The sequence below is a fragment of the Taklimakanibacter deserti genome (assembly GCA_003574785.1).
Genome location: QORU01000005.1, coordinates 407893 through 423214 on the forward strand (window position 1 = coordinate 407893; position 15322 = coordinate 423214).

General features: G+C 63.4%; 17 protein-coding genes. 7 read left to right on the top strand and 10 right to left on the bottom strand.

From position 1 onward, the window contains the following. Window position 1: 1 nt before the first annotated feature. The 4 genes from DS839_RS12980 to hslV all read right to left on the bottom strand — a co-directional run bounded on the left by DS839_RS12980 (window position 2) and on the right by hslV (window position 3917). Window positions 2–880, bottom strand: a complete 879-nt coding sequence (locus DS839_RS12980) for a hypothetical protein (protein ID WP_162918489.1) — start codon at window positions 878–880, stop codon at window positions 2–4. Window positions 881–1024: 144 nt separating this feature from the next. Next, window positions 1025–2329: an ATP-dependent protease ATPase subunit HslU gene (gene hslU / locus DS839_RS12985; protein ID WP_119270746.1), complete on the bottom strand. Its 1305-nt coding sequence runs from the start codon at window positions 2327–2329 to the stop codon at window positions 1025–1027. Between the two features lie 11 nt (window positions 2330–2340). Further along, complete coding sequence (locus DS839_RS12990) at window positions 2341–3378, bottom strand: hypothetical protein (RefSeq protein WP_119270747.1); 1038 nt, start codon at window positions 3376–3378, stop codon at window positions 2341–2343. After that, on the bottom strand, window positions 3372–3917 hold the full coding sequence (gene hslV / locus DS839_RS12995) for an ATP-dependent protease subunit HslV (protein WP_119270748.1): 546 nt from the start codon (window positions 3915–3917) through the stop codon (window positions 3372–3374). The genes DS839_RS12990 and hslV overlap by 7 nt, the downstream gene beginning before the upstream one ends. A gap of 174 nt (window positions 3918–4091) precedes the next feature. Between hslV and hisB the strand changes: the two genes are divergently transcribed. Genes hisB through coaA form a run of 7 tightly spaced genes read left to right on the top strand, consistent with a single transcriptional unit; the run spans window position 4092 to window position 8612 of the window. Next, a complete protein-coding gene (gene hisB, locus DS839_RS13000) occupies window positions 4092–4685 on the top strand; it encodes an imidazoleglycerol-phosphate dehydratase HisB (RefSeq protein ID WP_119270749.1) in 594 nt (197 codons plus the stop codon). Then, window positions 4685–5152, top strand: a complete 468-nt coding sequence (locus DS839_RS13005; protein WP_119270750.1) for a DUF2628 domain-containing protein — start codon at window positions 4685–4687, stop codon at window positions 5150–5152. Before hisB ends, DS839_RS13005 begins: the two co-directional genes overlap by 1 nt. After that, window positions 5149–5796, top strand: coding sequence for an imidazole glycerol phosphate synthase subunit HisH (hisH, locus tag DS839_RS13010; protein WP_119270751.1), 648 nt, complete (start codon window positions 5149–5151; stop codon window positions 5794–5796). Before DS839_RS13005 ends, hisH begins: the two co-directional genes overlap by 4 nt. After that, a complete protein-coding gene (hisA, locus tag DS839_RS13015; protein WP_119270819.1) occupies window positions 5793–6524 on the top strand; it encodes a 1-(5-phosphoribosyl)-5-[(5-phosphoribosylamino)methylideneamino]imidazole-4-carboxamide isomerase in 732 nt (243 codons plus the stop codon). Before hisH ends, hisA begins: the two co-directional genes overlap by 4 nt. Continuing rightward, window positions 6524–7318, top strand: coding sequence for an imidazole glycerol phosphate synthase subunit HisF (gene hisF / locus DS839_RS13020; protein ID WP_119270752.1), 795 nt, complete (start codon window positions 6524–6526; stop codon window positions 7316–7318). The genes hisA and hisF overlap by 1 nt, the downstream gene beginning before the upstream one ends. Continuing rightward, a complete protein-coding gene (locus DS839_RS13025) occupies window positions 7315–7656 on the top strand; it encodes a phosphoribosyl-ATP diphosphatase (protein WP_119270753.1) in 342 nt (113 codons plus the stop codon). The genes hisF and DS839_RS13025 overlap by 4 nt, the downstream gene beginning before the upstream one ends. Before the next feature lie 5 nt (window positions 7657–7661). Next, window positions 7662–8612, top strand: coding sequence for a type I pantothenate kinase (gene coaA / locus DS839_RS13030; protein WP_119270754.1), 951 nt, complete (start codon window positions 7662–7664; stop codon window positions 8610–8612). Window positions 8613–8648: 36 nt separating this feature from the next. Here coaA and DS839_RS13035 read toward each other — a convergent pair whose 3' ends face one another. From DS839_RS13035 to DS839_RS13060, 6 genes are all read right to left on the bottom strand, one after another. Continuing rightward, complete coding sequence (locus DS839_RS13035) at window positions 8649–11210, bottom strand: GcvT family protein (RefSeq protein ID WP_119270755.1); 2562 nt, start codon at window positions 11208–11210, stop codon at window positions 8649–8651. A 102-nt stretch (window positions 11211–11312) separates the two neighbouring features. Continuing rightward, window positions 11313–12827, bottom strand: a complete 1515-nt coding sequence (locus tag DS839_RS13040; protein WP_119270756.1) for an ATP-binding cassette domain-containing protein — start codon at window positions 12825–12827, stop codon at window positions 11313–11315. 231 nt (window positions 12828–13058) lie between these two features. Next, window positions 13059–13595: a DUF924 family protein gene (locus DS839_RS13045; RefSeq protein ID WP_119270757.1), complete on the bottom strand. Its 537-nt coding sequence runs from the start codon at window positions 13593–13595 to the stop codon at window positions 13059–13061. Continuing rightward, window positions 13592–14101 carry a molybdopterin-guanine dinucleotide biosynthesis protein B gene (gene mobB, locus DS839_RS13050; protein WP_119270758.1) on the bottom strand — a complete coding sequence of 170 codons (510 nt, stop codon included), beginning with the start codon at window positions 14099–14101 and terminating at the stop codon, window positions 13592–13594. Before mobB ends, DS839_RS13045 begins: the two co-directional genes overlap by 4 nt. Continuing rightward, entirely contained in the window at window positions 14098–14706 is a 609-nt protein-coding gene (mobA, locus tag DS839_RS13055) for a molybdenum cofactor guanylyltransferase MobA (RefSeq protein WP_119270759.1), read from the bottom strand. Before mobA ends, mobB begins: the two co-directional genes overlap by 4 nt. Then, on the bottom strand, window positions 14703–15290 hold the full coding sequence (locus DS839_RS13060; RefSeq protein ID WP_119270820.1) for an MOSC domain-containing protein: 588 nt from the start codon (window positions 15288–15290) through the stop codon (window positions 14703–14705). Before DS839_RS13060 ends, mobA begins: the two co-directional genes overlap by 4 nt. Window positions 15291–15322 lie beyond the last annotated feature (32 nt).

Below are 15322 nucleotides of genomic sequence, written 5' to 3' on the forward strand. Positions count from 1 at the left end.
CTCAATCGGCGTAGCTGCCGATGAGGACGAGATTGAGCCGGTCGGGCTGGACGCTGTTGCCGGGCTGCATGACGACCGACTGCGCCTGGTAGACAGGGTCGGTGCGCACCAGCGAATAGAGTTTTGCCGCCATACGGGTCTCGTCGCTGAAAGTGAGCCGGTATTTGACGGTGACCAGGATGAACGGGGAGATGACGGACATGCCCTCATATTCCTCGAGGCCCATGCCGGCCGTTTTGACCTCGCTGAACTGCTCGCCCTTCGACAAGGTGTGGCCGAGCCGCCCGGCGGTGTTGAAGTCGCCGGACCGGCGCTTGATCACGTCGACGGCTTTGAAAGGCTGCTTCTCCTGGCAGAAGATCACCGGATGAGCGAGAACGGCGACCGCGGGCGTGGGGCCGATATTCTCGGTGCCGATCTTGAGCGGAATGGAGGCGCCGGCGCCGTCGAAGGCCAATGTGCCGGCGAGCTCGACGGTGAAGGTCACCCATGGGCGCTGCGTGGCGATGAGCACCTGCTCGGCGATGCCGGCGGACCGCTTGGCGGCTTCGGCGGTGGCCTGGGTGGCCTCGGCCAGCGACCGGTTTGTCGCCACCAGGGCATCGCCCGTCACCCGCGTTTCGCTGACCAGAGCGCGGGTCGCGCGCCACATGAGCCAAATGGCTACACCCAGGATGACGGTGAAGATGGCGAGGATCTCGGCGGCATTCGCCCGCGCATATTCGCCGAGGCAACGTCTTGATTCCAAAAGGGAGTCATAGAAGCTGGCACCGACCGTCATCCCCTGCCGGCAGGTCTGCAGGTCGGATGATGTCCACACCATCCAAGCGACGATCGCCGCGATGATAAGCGCAACGATCCAATGGCCCAACGTCCGCATTCTTGGTGGCCCCTTGTGATCGAGCCACCTTTAGAGCAAATCCTGCCCAAGTTGAAGGCTTTGGCGATGAGGATTTGCCTTAAAATATTGATTTGGCGTGAAACCTTTTCGACGACGTGAACTTCGCCGGGATGGGGGCGAGTGTCACAAAATGAACTTCGACAGGTCCGTGTTGCGGGCGAGGTCGCCGATGTTTTTTTCCACGAAGGTTTTATCGATCTTCACCGTCTCGCCGGACCGGTCGGTCGCCGAATAGCTCACCTCGTCGAGGACGCGTTCCATCACCGTCTGCAGGCGCCGCGCGCCGATATTCTCGATCGCGGCGTTGATCTCGGCCGCGATATCGGCGAGCGCATCGATGCCGTCCTCGCTGAAGTCCAATGTCACACCCTCGGTCTTGAGCAGTGCCTTGTATTGCTTGATCAGGCTCGCCTCGGGCTCCGTCAGGATGCGGCGGAAATCGTCGCGGGTCAGCGCCTTGAGCTCGACCCGGATCGGCAGGCGGCCTTGCAGTTCGGGCAGGAGGTCGGAGGGCTTGGCGATATGGAAGGCGCCGGAGGCGATGAACAAAATATGATCGGTCCGCACCGGTCCGTATTTAGTCGACACCGTCGTGCCCTCGATCAGCGGCAGGAGGTCACGCTGCACGCCTTCGCGGCTCACATCGGCGCCCTGGCGTTCCGAGCGGGCGCAGATCTTGTCGACCTCGTCCAGGAACACGATGCCGTTGTTCTCGGTGGCGTTGATCGCCTCCTGGGTGATCTGGTCCTGGTCGAGCAGCTTGTCGCTTTCCTCGGCGAGCAGCACCTCATGGCTCGCCTTGACCGACATGCGCTTCTGCTTGAGGCGGTGGCCGAAGGCCTTGCCCAGCATGTCGGAGAGATTGATCACGCTCGCCGAGGAGCCCGGCATGCCGGGAATGTCGAAGCTCGGCACCGAGGGCGAGTCCATGATCTGGACCTCGATCTCCTTGGCATCGAGCTCACCCGTGCGCAGCTTCTTGCGGAAGCTCTCGCGCGTCGTCTCCGACGCATTCGCGCCGACGAGCGCGTCGAGCACGCGGCGCTCGGCATTGAGATGGGCCTGCGCCTCGACGTCCTTGCGTCGGGCCGCCTTGACCATGGCGACCGCCGCTTCCAGGAGGTCGCGGATCATCTGCTCGACATCGCGCCCGACATAGCCGACCTCGGTGAATTTCGTCGCCTCGACCTTGATGAAGGGCGCGTTGGCGAGCTTGGCGAGGCGGCGCGCGATCTCGGTCTTGCCGACGCCGGTCGGCCCGATCATCAGGATGTTCTTGGGCATCACCTCTTCGCGCAGGGGCTCTTCGAGCTGCTTGCGCCGCCAGCGGTTGCGCAGCGCGATGGCGACGGCGCGCTTGGCGTCCTTCTGGCCGACGATGTGGCGGTCGAGTTCGGAAACGATTTCGCGGGGAGTGAAGTCGGTCATGGATGGCTCATTCAGGCTCTGACGACCGGCAAATGCCGGGCAAGGATGGTGGGGACGAATTGCATGACGGCACGGCGCGCCCGATGCCAGCCGACGCCAAGGAGAATGACGGATGCGCCCATCAGGAGGAGCGTGATCCAGATGGCATTCTGCTCGCCGCCGAGCTGGCTGAAGGCATAGACCAAGGCGCCGCCCAGATAGGCGAGCGAGGAGACGAGGAAGGCGCGGCGGTCGATGACGAGCGCGATGAGCGCGAAGAGGACGACGGCGGCAATGGTCAGGATGTTGGACTGCGCCGTCACGTCCTGGCCGGAGGAGATGATACCGGCAATGGGATGGACGATGAGCGGTGCCGCGATGAGCGTGAGCCAGAAGCCGCAATCGGAGCGGCGCGTCAGGCGTTCGCGATCCGACATGTCGTACCACTGTGCTGCCGCCAGCGTGGCAAAGCCGGCAATGAGGAACAGGATATAGATGACGCCTTGCGAGGGCTCGTCGAACAGCCGGACACAGACATCGAGAAAGGTCACGACGCAGCTGCCGGCCAGCAGCAGCAGCGCGAAAGGCAGCCGGAAACGGAGATAAAAGAGAAGTGCGGCGACAATTGCCGCGAGGCCGGGGAGCCGCATATCGGCAGAGGTTGCAAACCAGGCCGTTTCTTCACTCCCCATGCTGATCACGCCATGAACGTAGTAAGCAAGGCCCGGCACGATGAAGATCGCCAGCACGATGCTCGGCAAGGTGAGCTTGAGCTTGCGGGTCAGATATTCGGCGAGCCCCCACATTACGGCGATGAAGACGACCGGGAACGCCACGCCGAGGGAGGGGAGCGTCGCTGCGGCCGCCCATAGGCCGACACCCAGCAGCACGACGCCGAGGGCGATGAAGAACTCATTGAAGTTCTTCATGAACACGAAGCGCTCGTCGCTCAGCGCATGCTGATGACGTGCCGCATGCCGTTTGGCCGGCAGGTCTTGAAGGGCGAGCGCCTGCTGTTCGGTGATGATGCCGGATCTGACGGCCTCATCGAGATCGGCGCGCGTCAGCATTCGAGGGCTTCGACGGTCACATTGTCGTTGGTGTAGACGCAGATCTCGGCGGCGATGGCCATCGCCTTGCGGGCGATCGCCTCGGCATCCATGTCGGTGTCGATCAAGGCGCGTGCCGCCGCCAGCGCATAATTGCCGCCCGAGCCGATGCCGATCAGGCTGCGCTCGGGCTCGAGCACGTCGCCCGTGCCGGTCAGGACCAGGCTCACTTGCTTGTCGGCGACGATCATCATGGCTTCGAGGCGCCTGAGATAGCGGTCGGTGCGCCAGTCCTTGGCGAGCTCGACGCAGGCGCGGGTGAGCTGGAGCGGATATTGCTCGAGCTTGGCCTCGAGCCGCTCGAACAGCGTCATGGCATCGGCCGTCGCCCCGGCGAAGCCGGAGATGACCGCCCCGCCCGCCAACGGCCGCACTTTTCGGGCATTGGACTTGATCACCGTCTGGCCGATGGACACCTGGCCGTCGCCCGCGATCACCACCCGGTTGCCCTTGCGGAGGGAAAGGATGGTCGTGCCGTGCCACTGCTGGGGATCGCTCATGGGTCTCCTGGTCGCCAAAATTGCCGGGACGGCCCCGGCAGGGCGTCATGTAGGCCCTGCGCACCGTTAAGAAAAGCCTTCAGGCCTGACTCTTAGGTCAAGTTGGAGCAGCTAAAGGGTAGCAGGCTTCTGCTGCACCTGCTAAGAGACCCGCCGCAACAAAGGGTTAAGGCCATGCGCAAGGCCAGCATCGAACGCAAGACGACCGAGACCGAGATTTCGGCGAGCGTCGATCTCGACGGCAAAGGCGCCTATGAGGTCAAGACCGGCATAGGCTTCCTCGATCATATGCTGGAGCAATTGGCCCGCCATTCGCTGATCGACATCAAGCTGAAGGCCAAGGGCGACCTCCATATCGATTTCCACCACACGACCGAGGATTCAGGCATTGCGCTCGGCCAGGCGGTGGCCAAAGCCTTGGGCGACCGCAAGGGGATCAGGCGCTATGCGAGCCTGCATTTGCCGATGGACGAGGCGCTGACCCGCGCCGCCATCGACGTCTCGGGCCGCCCCTATCTTGTCTGGAAGGTCGATTTCTCGAGCCCGAAGATCGGCGACTTCGACACCGAGCTGGTGCGCGAATGGTTCCAGGCCTTCGCCATGAATGCCGGCGTGACGCTCCATGTCGAGACGCTCCACGGCGACAACAACCATCATATTGCCGAAAGCTGCTTCAAGGCCCTGGCGCGTGCCTTGCGTGAGGCGATCGAGATCGATCCGCGCCAGAAGGACCGCATACCCTCGACCAAAGGATCATTGAAAGGCTGATGGCCTGGTGGACCGCCCATAATCAGCCCGGCAAGGGCGCCGATGACGTCGTCTTCCTGCGCGAAGGTTTCAGCTGGTGGGCGCTGCTCTTTCCGCTGCCCTGGCTCGTGATCAAGGGCATGTGGATCGTCCTTCTCGTGGCGCTCGGCGCGCAATTCGCCATCTGGGCGATCGCCGAAGCCTTAGGCGCTGGCGATATGATGCGGCTGATCTTCAGCTTCGCCATCAATCTCATTCTTGCTTTCGAGGGCAACAATCTGTTGCGCTGGACCTATGAGCGGCGCGGCTTCGAGGAATTGGGCCTCGTCCACGGCGATGACATCGACGAAGCCGAATATCGCTTTTTCACCGAGATCGGCCTTCCACAGGCACCGGCCGTAACGGAGGTCGAGCAGCCTCCGGTCTTCTCCTCGCGCTGGAAGCCGGAGGAGCCTGATTTCATCTTTCCGGGATTCGGTCGCTCATGAGCGTCGCCATCATCGATTATGGCTCCGGCAATCTCCATTCCGCCGCCAAGGCGTTCGAGCGGGCGGCCCGCGATAGCGTTTCGCAGCTGAGGATCGAGGTGACGGCGGATCCGGAGAAAGTGCGCAAGGCCGAGCGCATCGTGCTGCCGGGCGTCGGCGCTTTCCGCGACTGCCGCGACGGGCTCAAGGCGGTCCCCGGCATGTGGGAGACGGTCGAAGAGGAAGTCTCGCACGGCAAGCCCTTCTTCGGCATCTGTGTCGGCATGCAATTGATGGCCGAGCGCGGCCTCGAGCATGTCGAGACGAAAGGCTTCGGCTGGATCAAGGGCGATGTGAAGGTGATCGAGCCCGAGGATTCGACGCTCAAGATCCCGCATATGGGCTGGAACACGCTCGATAGTGCCCGTCCGCATGCGCTCTTCGACGGCATCGCGCTCGGCGATCAGGGCCTCCATGCCTATTTCGTCCATTCCTATCATCTCGCTTTGCGCGATCCCTCCGCTCTCGTCGCGACCGCCGATTATGGCGGCGCCGTCACCGCTTTCGTTGCCCGCGACAATGTGGCGGGAAGCCAGTTCCATCCCGAGAAGAGCCAGGCTTTGGGCCTCGCTCTCATCGGCAATTTCCTGAAATGGCGGCCATGATCCTGTTCCCGGCGATCGATCTCAAAGGCGGCCAATGCGTCAGGCTGAAGCTCGGCGACATGGCGCAGGCGACGGTCTTCAATGACGATCCGGCCGCCCAGGCGAAGAGTTTTGAAGCCCAGGGCTTCTCCTGGCTGCATCTCGTCGATCTCGACGGCGCCTTCGCCGGCAGGCCGGTGAATGCGCAAGCCGTCGAAGCCATTCTCGGGGCCGTCACCATCCCGGTGCAATTGGGCGGCGGCATCCGTGACCTCAAGCAGATCGAGGCCTGGCTGGCGCGCGGCATCGCCCGCGTGATCCTGGGCACCGTTGCCTTGCGCAATCCGGATCTGGTGCGCGAGGCCTGCCGCAAGTTTCCCGGCCGCGTCGCTGTCGGCATCGACGCCAAGGGCGGAAAGGTCGCGGTCGAAGGCTGGGCCGAGACGTCGGAGATGTCGGCGGTCGAGCTGGCGCACCGCTTCGCCGATGCGGGCGTTGCCGCCATCATCTTCACCGATGTCGACCGCGACGGCGTGCTGAAGGGAATTAATATCGAGGCGACACTATCATTGGCGCACTCGACGGGCATTCCGGTGATCGCCTCGGGCGGCCTTGCCTCGCTCGCCGATATCAGGCGCCTGCTCGCGCCCGATTGCCGGATCCTCGAGGGCGCCATATCCGGCCGGGCCCTTTATGACGGAAGGCTCGATGCGGCCGAAGCCTTGAAGCTCATTGCCGAGGCGGCGTGATGCTGAAGGCGCGCATCATCCCCTGTCTCGATGTCAAGGACGGGCGTGTCGTCAAGGGCGTCAATTTCGTGAACCTGCGCGATGCCGGCGACCCGGTCGAGATCGCCAAGGCCTATGACAAAGCCGGCGCCGATGAATTGTGCTTTCTCGACATCACCGCGACGCATGAGAACAGGGGCATCATCTTCGATGTCGTGCAGAGGACGGCCGAGGCCTGCTTCATGCCCTTGACGGCGGGCGGCGGGGTCCGGACGACCGAGGACATCCGCAAGCTCCTGCTCGCCGGCGCCGACAAGGTATCGATCAATACCCAGGCGGTGAAAAACCGCGAATTCGTGCGCGCGGGGGCGGAGAAATTCGGCAGCCAGTGCATCGTCGTCGCCATTGATGCGAAACAGGTAGGCCCCGGCAAGTGGGAGATTTTCACCCATGGCGGCCGCAATCCGACCGGTATCGATGCCATCGATTTTGCCGAGGAAGTGGTGGCGCTGGGGGCCGGCGAATTGCTCATCACCTCCATGGACCGCGACGGCACCGGGCAGGGCTTCGACATCGCGCTGATGCGGGCCATTGCCGACAAGGTCAGGGTGCCGGTCATCGCCTCGGGCGGCGTCGGCACGCTCGATCACCTGGTCGAAGGCATCAAGGACGGCCATGCCACCGCCGTCCTCGCCGCCTCGATCTTCCATTTCGGCACATTCACCATTTCCGAAGCCAAGGCCCATATGGCGGAACGGGGAATTCCCATGCGGCTCATCGAAATGGTAGAAGGGCGGACAGGGGCAGGAACATGACGGATATCGCACGCCACAAGCTCGAGGCTCTGGCCGAGCTCGCCGACACGGTGACCGCCCGCAAGGGGGCGTCGCCCGAGATCTCCTATACCGCCAAGCTCCTTTCCCAGGGCATCGAGAAATGCGCCAAGAAGGTGGGCGAGGAGGCGATCGAGGCGGCTCTTGCCGCCGTCAAAGGCGACCGCGACCATCTCAAGCTCGAGGCGGCCGATCTTTTCTATCATCTGATCGTGCTGCTCGAGGCGTCGGGCCTGCCGCTCGCCGAGGTGATGGGCGAGCTCGAAAAACGGGTCGGCGTCTCCGGCATCGCCGAAAAGGCGAGCCGCAAGCAGGTATAGAACCGATGGATTCACTGCGCGATGAGATCTCGCCCTACCGCCATTTCGAGCGCAATGCCTGGGCGAAACTGCGCGCCGACACGCCGATGACCCTCGACCAGGCGGATATCGACGAGTTGCGCGGCCTCAATGACCGTATCGATCTGGCCGAGGTAGTGGCGATCTATTTGCCGCTGTCGCGCCTCCTCAATCTTTATGTCGCGGCGACCCAGGAACTATTCCGCGCCACCGACCGGTTCCTGCATGCCGAAGGCACCAAGGTGCCCTACATCATCGGCATGGCGGGCAGCGTTGCCGTCGGCAAGAGCACCACGGCGCGCATCCTGCAGCGGCTTCTGGCGCGCTGGCCCAACCATCCCAAGGTCGATCTCGTCACCACCGACGGCTTCCTGCTGCCCAATGAGATCCTCGAGCGCGAGGGCATCATGAACCGCAAAGGTTTTCCGGAGAGCTATGACTTGCCGCAGATGCTGCGCTTCCTCTCCGACGTCAAGGCGGGCAAGCGCAAGGTGACGGCGCCGGTCTATTCGCATCTGACCTACAACGTCATGCCGGACAAGCGCGTCACCGTCGACCGGCCCGACATCCTCATCGTCGAAGGCCTCAACGTGCTGCAGGCGGGACGGCCGCCGCGCGATGGCAAGATCATTCCCTTCGTGTCGGACTTTTTCGATTTTTCGATCTTTCTCGACGCGGCCGAGGATGTCCTGCGCGACTGGTATGTGACGCGCTTCTTCTCGCTACGCGACACCGCCTTCCGCGATCCCAAATCCTATTTCCATCGCTACGCCTCGCTCACCGACAAGGAAGCGAACGCCACCGCCAACCGCATCTGGGAGACGATCAATCTCGTGAATTTGCGCGAAAATGTGCTCCCCACCCGCCAGCGCGCCGACCTCATCCTGCGCAAGGGGGCCGATCACATCATCCACAGCGTGTGGCTACGAAAGCTCTGATTACCCTCGCCCCGCTTCGAGGGGCAAGGGTAAGTATCAACTCCTGGGTTTCAGGTTTTCCGGATCGTAGAGCGGTTTGTAGCCGACGCCCGCCACCTCGACGGGGTAGGTCTCGGCGAAATACTCGACATGGAGCTTCCGGCCTTCCTGGCAATAGGCCCAGGGCAGATAGGCGAGCGCGATGTTCTTGCCGATGGTCGGGCCGAAGGCGATGGAGGTCGTGTAGGAGCGCCGGCCGAGCTCGTCGACCAGCACTTCGCCCGTTTCCGGATCCATGACCGGCAGAGTGCCGACGGGATAGCGCATCACGCCGGTCTTGTCGGTGTTCTCCGTCATCACCAGCGTGCACAGCATGGCCGGCTGGTGGGCGCGCGCCTTGTATTCGAGATGCTTCGCCTTGCCGCGGAAATCGGCGTCCTTGACCTTGGGACGCGCGAGGTCGGCCTCGATGAGGTTGTACTGGGTGAGGAGGTCGGCATTCTGCAGGCGCAGGCTCTTTTCCATCCGGCGCGAATTCGCATAGGTCTCGACGCCGAAGGCCATCACGCCGGTCGCGCGCAGCGCGTCCCAGACGGCTAGGCCATCTTCATATTTCATGTGCAGTTCCCAGCCCTGCTCGCCGACATAGGATATGCGGAAGGCGGTGACCGGCAAGCCGGCGATCTCGATCTGCTTGATCGCGGCGAAGGGGAAGTTTGCGGGATCGAGGCCGGAAGGATCGGCGACGGCCTTCTTCAGCGTCGCCCGCGCATTCGGACCCCAGATGCCGATGGTGACATAGTTTTCCGAGGTATCCGTAATGGTGACGTCGAGGCCGCGGTCCTCGGCAATGCGGCGCATATAGTGGAAGTCGCGCGGACCAGCATCGGCGCCGTTCACGAGGCGGCAGCGGTCTTCCATGCGGAAGACGGTGAAGTCGGCGCGCACCATGCCCTCGTCATCGAGGAAGTGGGTATAGATGCCCTTGCCGATATTCGCATCGCCGCCGATCTTGGCGGCGCACAGCCATTCGAGAAGCTCGACATGGTCCGGCCCTTCGATGTCCACCATGTGGAAGTGCGAGAGGTTCACGATGCCGCAATCCTCGCTCATCGCCAGATGCTCGGCGTTGGAGACGCGCCAGAAGTGCCGGCTGTCCCACTCGTTCGGGCGCTCCGGCACGCGGTTGCCGTATTTCTTGAGAAGGTGCTCGTTGGCGGCATAGCCATGCGCACGCTCCCAGCCGCCGAGCTCCATGAAATAGCCGCCAAGCTCCTTCTCGCGCTCATAGAAGGGCGAACGCTTGACATTGCGGCCCGTCGCATAGGGCTCGCGCGTATGCACCGCCGGATAGTAGATCTTCTGGGCGGCCTCGAAGGTGCGGCCCTCGATAAATTTCTCGTCAAGCTGGTGCGGATAGAACCGGGCATAGTCGATCGACGCATGGTCGATCTCGGTGCGTCCGTCGGTCATCCAGTCGGCGATCAGCTTGCCGTAGCCCGGCGCGTCCTTCACCCAGATGGCGACGCAATACCAAAGCCCGCGCACCTTCTGGCTCTCGCCGCAGGACGGGCCGCCGGCCGCCGACACCTGCAGCAGGCCGTTGAAGGAATGGCTTTCATTGTAGCCGAGCTCGCCCAGGATCGGGGTGAGCTCCATGGCGCGCTCCAGCGGCTCGATGATCTGCTCCATGTCGAGATCGCGCTGCGAGGGCGACAGGCGCGCCTCCTGCTTTTCGAGAATGTCGCGCGGATGGCAGAGGCGCGGATTGGTCTGTTCGTAATATCCCCATTCGATCTGGCCGCCTTCGGCGGTCTTGGGGTCGCCGGTGTCGCGCATATAGGCGGAGTTGCCCTGGTCGCGCAGCAGCGGATAGCCGATCTCCTTCCCCGTGCCTTCGAACTGGTTGAAGGGGCCGAAGAAGGACAGCGGATGGTCGACCGGCATCACCGGCAGGTCCTCGCCCGCCATGGCGGCGATGAGCCGGCCCCAGATTCCGGCGCAGACGACGACATGGTCGGCCATGATCGTGCCGCGATGGGTGACGACGCCCTTGATGCGGCCGTTCTCGATGATGAGCGAGGTCGCCGGTGTATTGCCGAAGACCTTGAGCTTGCCGGATTTTTCACCCGCATCGATCAGCTTTCCGGCAACCGTCTGCGAGCGCGGAATGACGAGGCCGGCATCGGGATCGAACATGCCGCCCATCACCTGATCTTCCTCGATCAGCGGGAACAGCTTCTTGATCTCGGCGGGCGAGACATAGTGCGCGCGGGTGCCGAACGCCTTGGCCGAGGAGAGCTTGCGCTTGATCTCCTCCATCCAGACATCGTGGCCGGTGCGCGCGACTTCGAGACCGCCGATACGGGCGTAGTGGCCCATCTTTTCATAGAAGTCGATGGAGTATTGCGTCGTCCAGACCGAAAGATAGTCGTGGCTCGTCGTGTAGCAGAAGTCGGAGGCATGCGCCGTCGAGCCGATATCGGTGGGGACGCCCGACTTGTCGATCCCTATGATGTCGTCCCAGCCGCGCTCGATCAGGTGATGGGCGATGGAGGCTCCGACGATGCCGCCCAACCCTATGATGACAACCTTCGCCTTTTCGGGGAACGCCGACATGAAGACTCCTCGATAGTCCTTCGATCCGATTGGGGCACATTAGTGAGGTGAATTCAACGGTCGTGAGATGGAACGACCAGAGGATGGCGGAATCCGACACCCTCACCCCGCAAGCAGTTGCGCGAAGATCGGCCCCGGGTCGTCGACCTCGACCAGCTTCTTAGCCGAAATCACCCAGTTCCGCGTCGCCACGGCGCGCACGAAGGCCCGGTCGTGGCTGACCAGAAGGCAGGCCGCGTTGTGCTCGATCAACTCGCTTTCCAGCATGTCCTGCCCCTCGATATCGAGGTGGTTTGTCGGCTCATCCAGCAGATAGAAATTGGGTTCCGACAGTCGCAGGAGCAGCATCGCCAGCCGCGCCCGCTGGCCACCCGAAAGCCGCGCAAGGGGTGCAGTCTGCGCGTCGATGCTTATCCCCGTTCCGGCGAGTTGCGCCCTTGCCTGATGGTCGGTCAGGTCGCCGGATCGCTTCACCGCATCCCAGGGCGTCGGGAAAGCGTCGAGCTGGGACAGCGCCTGATCGGAATTGCCGAGCTTGAGGCTGGCCGAGCCACGGATATGTTGATCCCCCTCGGCAAGAGCTACCCGCAGTCTTTCGACTAGTCGGGTCTTGCCCGTCCCGTTGGCACCGAGCACAGCGATCCGATCTCCCTTCTCGATCCACAGCTTCCCGGTGCGGAACAGGAGCCGCCCGTCCGGCGTCGTGACCGCCGCATCGTTTATCGTCACCAACGCCTTGGCATGGGTGCCGCTGTTGGTCAGGCGGATCGCCCCGGCGGAGCGTTCCTGATGCGCCGGCCGCGCCCGCTCTTCCAGCCGGTCGGCCCGCTCCGAAAGCTGCTTGGTCTTGACCACCAGCAGGTCGGAGCCGGAATTGATACCTATGTTCTTGAGCTTTGCCGCTTGCTGCCGCAGCGCTTTGACCTTGCGCATGTCGTTCTCATACTGGCGATCGCGCGACGCATCGCGCTCTTCCAACGCCTGGAGCGCGCGGGAATAGGGCAGGGAGAAGTCTTCGCTGTCCTCAGGGCGCAGGAACAGGGTGCGGTTGGTTACGTCATCGAGAAAGGCGCGATCATGGCTCGCCGCGATCACCGCGCAGTCGCGCGGCAAGGCGATAAGAAACCGCTGCAACACGCCGATGCGGCCAATGTCGAGATGGTTCGTCGGCTCGTCCAGAAGAAGCAGATCAGGTTCGACCACGGCCGCCCGCGCGAGAAGCATGGTCCGCTGCCAGCCGCCGGACAGGCTGTGAACTGTGCTGCCTCTTATGGCCTCGTCCACGGCGAGATCATCGAGCAGGACATCGATCCGCCAGCTCTCCGTTTCGGCGACCTCGGGGGCGAGCGCGTCGCGCACGGCGTCATGAAGGCTCAAGGGTGAGAGACGTTCGGGCACGTCCTGCGATGCGAAGGCGACGACCAGGCCGCGCATGCGTGTCACGGTTCCTGTCGTAGCGTCTTCCTCGCCCGCCACGATGCGAAGGAGCGAGGATTTGCCTCGCCCATTTGCCGCAACGAGGCCCAGGCGGTCACCTTTGGCGACCGAGAAGTTGAGTCCTCTGAAAAGTGACTCGCTACGGATCAGGGAAAGGTCTTTGGCGGAGATAAGGGACATTGCAGGCTCATCAAGTCAGGGCGGCACAGCCAACTGTGCCCAAAGAGGCTGACGATGAGACGGCGATGCGTTCCTCAGTCAGCCCCACGAAATCGAGCGCGGGGCGAACACAGGTCCACGAGTTCTGTGCTGGAAGTGCTGATGCAGCATCGACTTCCCCTCCTGTTTGAACGCAAAGTCACATAGACCATTTTGCACCGGCTTGACAACACCGCGCCCGAAAGCGGGCGATCAACCCGAAAACCCGCCCGCCGCCAGGAACGCGAGCTCCTCCGGCGTCGACTTCCGCCCCAATATGGCGTTGCGATGCGGGAAGCGCCCGAAGCGGGCGATGATGTCGAGATGGAGCTTGGCCCAATGGGTCATGTCGTCCGGATCGCGCACCGAGAACAGCGCGACGCAGCGCATTTGCGCATCGAGATCCTCGGCATGCTCGAAGGGCATGATGATCCAGCGGGCGAGCGTCGCCGGCATGGCGAGATGGTCGCCGCGCGCCACCGCCTGTCTGGCGAGCGCCAGCGCTTTCTTGTCGGCGGCGAAAGCCAGCGGTGAGCCGCGATGGATGTTGCGCGAGAACTGGTCGAGCATCAGAATCAGCGCCAGCATTCCTTTGGGCGTTTCCGTCCAATGATCGAAGGCGCCGTCGCGGGCTTTGGCCAGCGCATCCTTGAAGCGCACCGACAGCTGGCCGTCGAAAGCCGCGTTTTTGGTGAACCAGCGCTCTTCGCCGGCCTTGAGCCAGAAATCGACCACGTCGTTGGGCGTCATTTCGGGTCGAGCTCCATGCGAGTGATGATGAACTGGGCGAGTGCTTCGACATGGTCGCGGTCGAAAACCGGCACCGGCGCATCCGGCACCGGCCCCGTGGCGGCGATCGCCACGACGCTCCGATCCTCGCCCGCGAGCTGCGGATGATCGAGCGCCAGGTTGCGCACCTCGATCTTGGCGTGATCGCCATGCTTGTAGCCTTCGACGATGATGAGGTCGCAGGGCGAGAGCTTGGCGAGGATCGCCGCGAAGGACGGCTCCTCTTCATCGCGCGATTCATGGATGATCGCCCAGCGTTGGCGCGAGACCACCGCGACCTCGCTGGCGCCGGCGGCACGGTGGCGGAAGCTGTCGCGACCCTCATGATCGATGTCGAAGGAATGATGCGCATGCTTGACGGTGGCGATGCGATAGCCGCGTCTCGTCAATTCGCGCACCAGCCTCTCGACCAGCGTGGTCTTGCCGGCATTCTTGAAACCGGCGACGCCGATGATCTTCGCCGTCATGGCCGATACTCCGCGCGCAGTCTGAGCGCCATGTCCATGTCTTCGGGCGTATTGATGTTGAAGAACGGATCATAGGGCAGAGAGGTCCATTCCGCGATGCCCGCGCCCTGCGACATGGCCCAGTCGTTCATGGAGCGCCGGCTGCCCTGCATGAAGTCCAGCAAGACCGGGACCAGCGTCACCTTCCACAGGCCGAATACCGGATGCAACCTTCCATCCGAACTCGCCACCGCCATGTCCAGGCCTTGCGCCGCCGCCACGAGCTTCGGCACCAGATCGCGCGGGAAGAATGGCGTATCGACGGCGGCGGTGGCGACGAAAGCGAAATCATGGCGCCCGGCCCAGTCGAGCGCCGCGAGGAGGCCGGCAAGCGGGCCCAGATGATCGCCCGGCGCATCCGTCACCACCGGCAGTCCTTGTGTGTCGATCGGCTGCGTGCCGTCATGCCGGTTGACGATGAGCTGGGCGACCTGCGGCGCAAGCCGGGCGATTGCGTGGGTGATCAGCGGCGTCTCCCCGAGAAGAAGCCGGGCCTTGTCCTCGCCCATGCGCCGCGACTGGCCGCCCGCCAGGATGCAGCCGGCAATGGACGTAGGCACGCTCACGCAGCGCCCGCTTCATAGAGGCGCTGCGGCGGGATCCACAAAGTGATCTCGTCCGCAAGGCCGATATCGCCCTCGCGCTCGACCCAGGCGGTGATGCCACGCTTGTGCTTCGCCGCTTTGACGAAGCCCATTTTCTGCCCAGGATTGTGCCTCTCGATGATCTCGGCCGGATAGCGGCAGGGCTCGTTCTCCATGTCGACGACGATGGTGGCGCCGGAGGGGAACTGCAGGCGCGATGAGGGCGGCAGCAGCGTCAGGTCGGGAATGCCGGAGGTCACGACATTGGCGCCGACCCATTCCGGCTTGACCTCGGGTATCTCCATGATGCCGGCAATGTCAGCGAGTTCCTCGACCGACAGCAAGGTGAGCTGGCGGACATTGCGGATCGGCGTGTCGCGCGGATATTGCCGGATGGTGCGCACATCGGCCTTGCGCGTGAGCCCGCTATGGCAGTCGCCTTCGATGCCGTCGAAGCGCAGTTTCAGGCTCTCGACACGGGCTTTCTCGAGGCCCGTCGCCCGCTCGGGGTTCCTGAGCAGCGCCTCGACACGTCCGGTGAAAGCGAGCTTGGTCATCAAAGGCATGATCGTCTCCATTCGGGCGACCCGCATAGCAG

Bases quoted from the DNA above. Each gene is read 5' to 3' on its own strand.
- DS839_RS12980 (WP_162918489.1), bottom strand. From the start codon at position 880: ATGCGGACGTTGGGCCATTGGATCGTTGCGCTTATCATCGCGGCGATC.
- hslU (WP_119270746.1), bottom strand. From the start codon at position 2,329: ATGACCGACTTCACTCCCCGCGAAATCGTTTCCGAACTCGACCGCCAC.
- DS839_RS12990 (WP_119270747.1), bottom strand. From the start codon at position 3,378: ATGCTGACGCGCGCCGATCTCGATGAGGCCGTCAGATCCGGCATCATC.
- hslV (WP_119270748.1), bottom strand. From the start codon at position 3,917: ATGAGCGATCCCCAGCAGTGGCACGGCACGACCATCCTTTCCCTCCGC.
- hisB (WP_119270749.1), top strand. From the start codon at position 4,092: ATGCGCAAGGCCAGCATCGAACGCAAGACGACCGAGACCGAGATTTCG.
- DS839_RS13005 (WP_119270750.1), top strand. From the start codon at position 4,685: ATGGCCTGGTGGACCGCCCATAATCAGCCCGGCAAGGGCGCCGATGAC.
- hisH (WP_119270751.1), top strand. From the start codon at position 5,149: ATGAGCGTCGCCATCATCGATTATGGCTCCGGCAATCTCCATTCCGCC.
- hisA (WP_119270819.1), top strand. From the start codon at position 5,793: ATGATCCTGTTCCCGGCGATCGATCTCAAAGGCGGCCAATGCGTCAGG.
- hisF (WP_119270752.1), top strand. From the start codon at position 6,524: ATGCTGAAGGCGCGCATCATCCCCTGTCTCGATGTCAAGGACGGGCGT.
- DS839_RS13025 (WP_119270753.1), top strand. From the start codon at position 7,315: ATGACGGATATCGCACGCCACAAGCTCGAGGCTCTGGCCGAGCTCGCC.
- coaA (WP_119270754.1), top strand. From the start codon at position 7,662: ATGGATTCACTGCGCGATGAGATCTCGCCCTACCGCCATTTCGAGCGC.
- DS839_RS13035 (WP_119270755.1), bottom strand. From the start codon at position 11,210: ATGTCGGCGTTCCCCGAAAAGGCGAAGGTTGTCATCATAGGGTTGGGC.
- DS839_RS13040 (WP_119270756.1), bottom strand. From the start codon at position 12,827: ATGTCCCTTATCTCCGCCAAAGACCTTTCCCTGATCCGTAGCGAGTCA.
- DS839_RS13045 (WP_119270757.1), bottom strand. From the start codon at position 13,595: ATGACGCCCAACGACGTGGTCGATTTCTGGCTCAAGGCCGGCGAAGAG.
- mobB (WP_119270758.1), bottom strand. From the start codon at position 14,101: ATGACGGCGAAGATCATCGGCGTCGCCGGTTTCAAGAATGCCGGCAAG.
- DS839_RS13060 (WP_119270820.1), bottom strand. From the start codon at position 15,290: ATGCCTTTGATGACCAAGCTCGCTTTCACCGGACGTGTCGAGGCGCTG.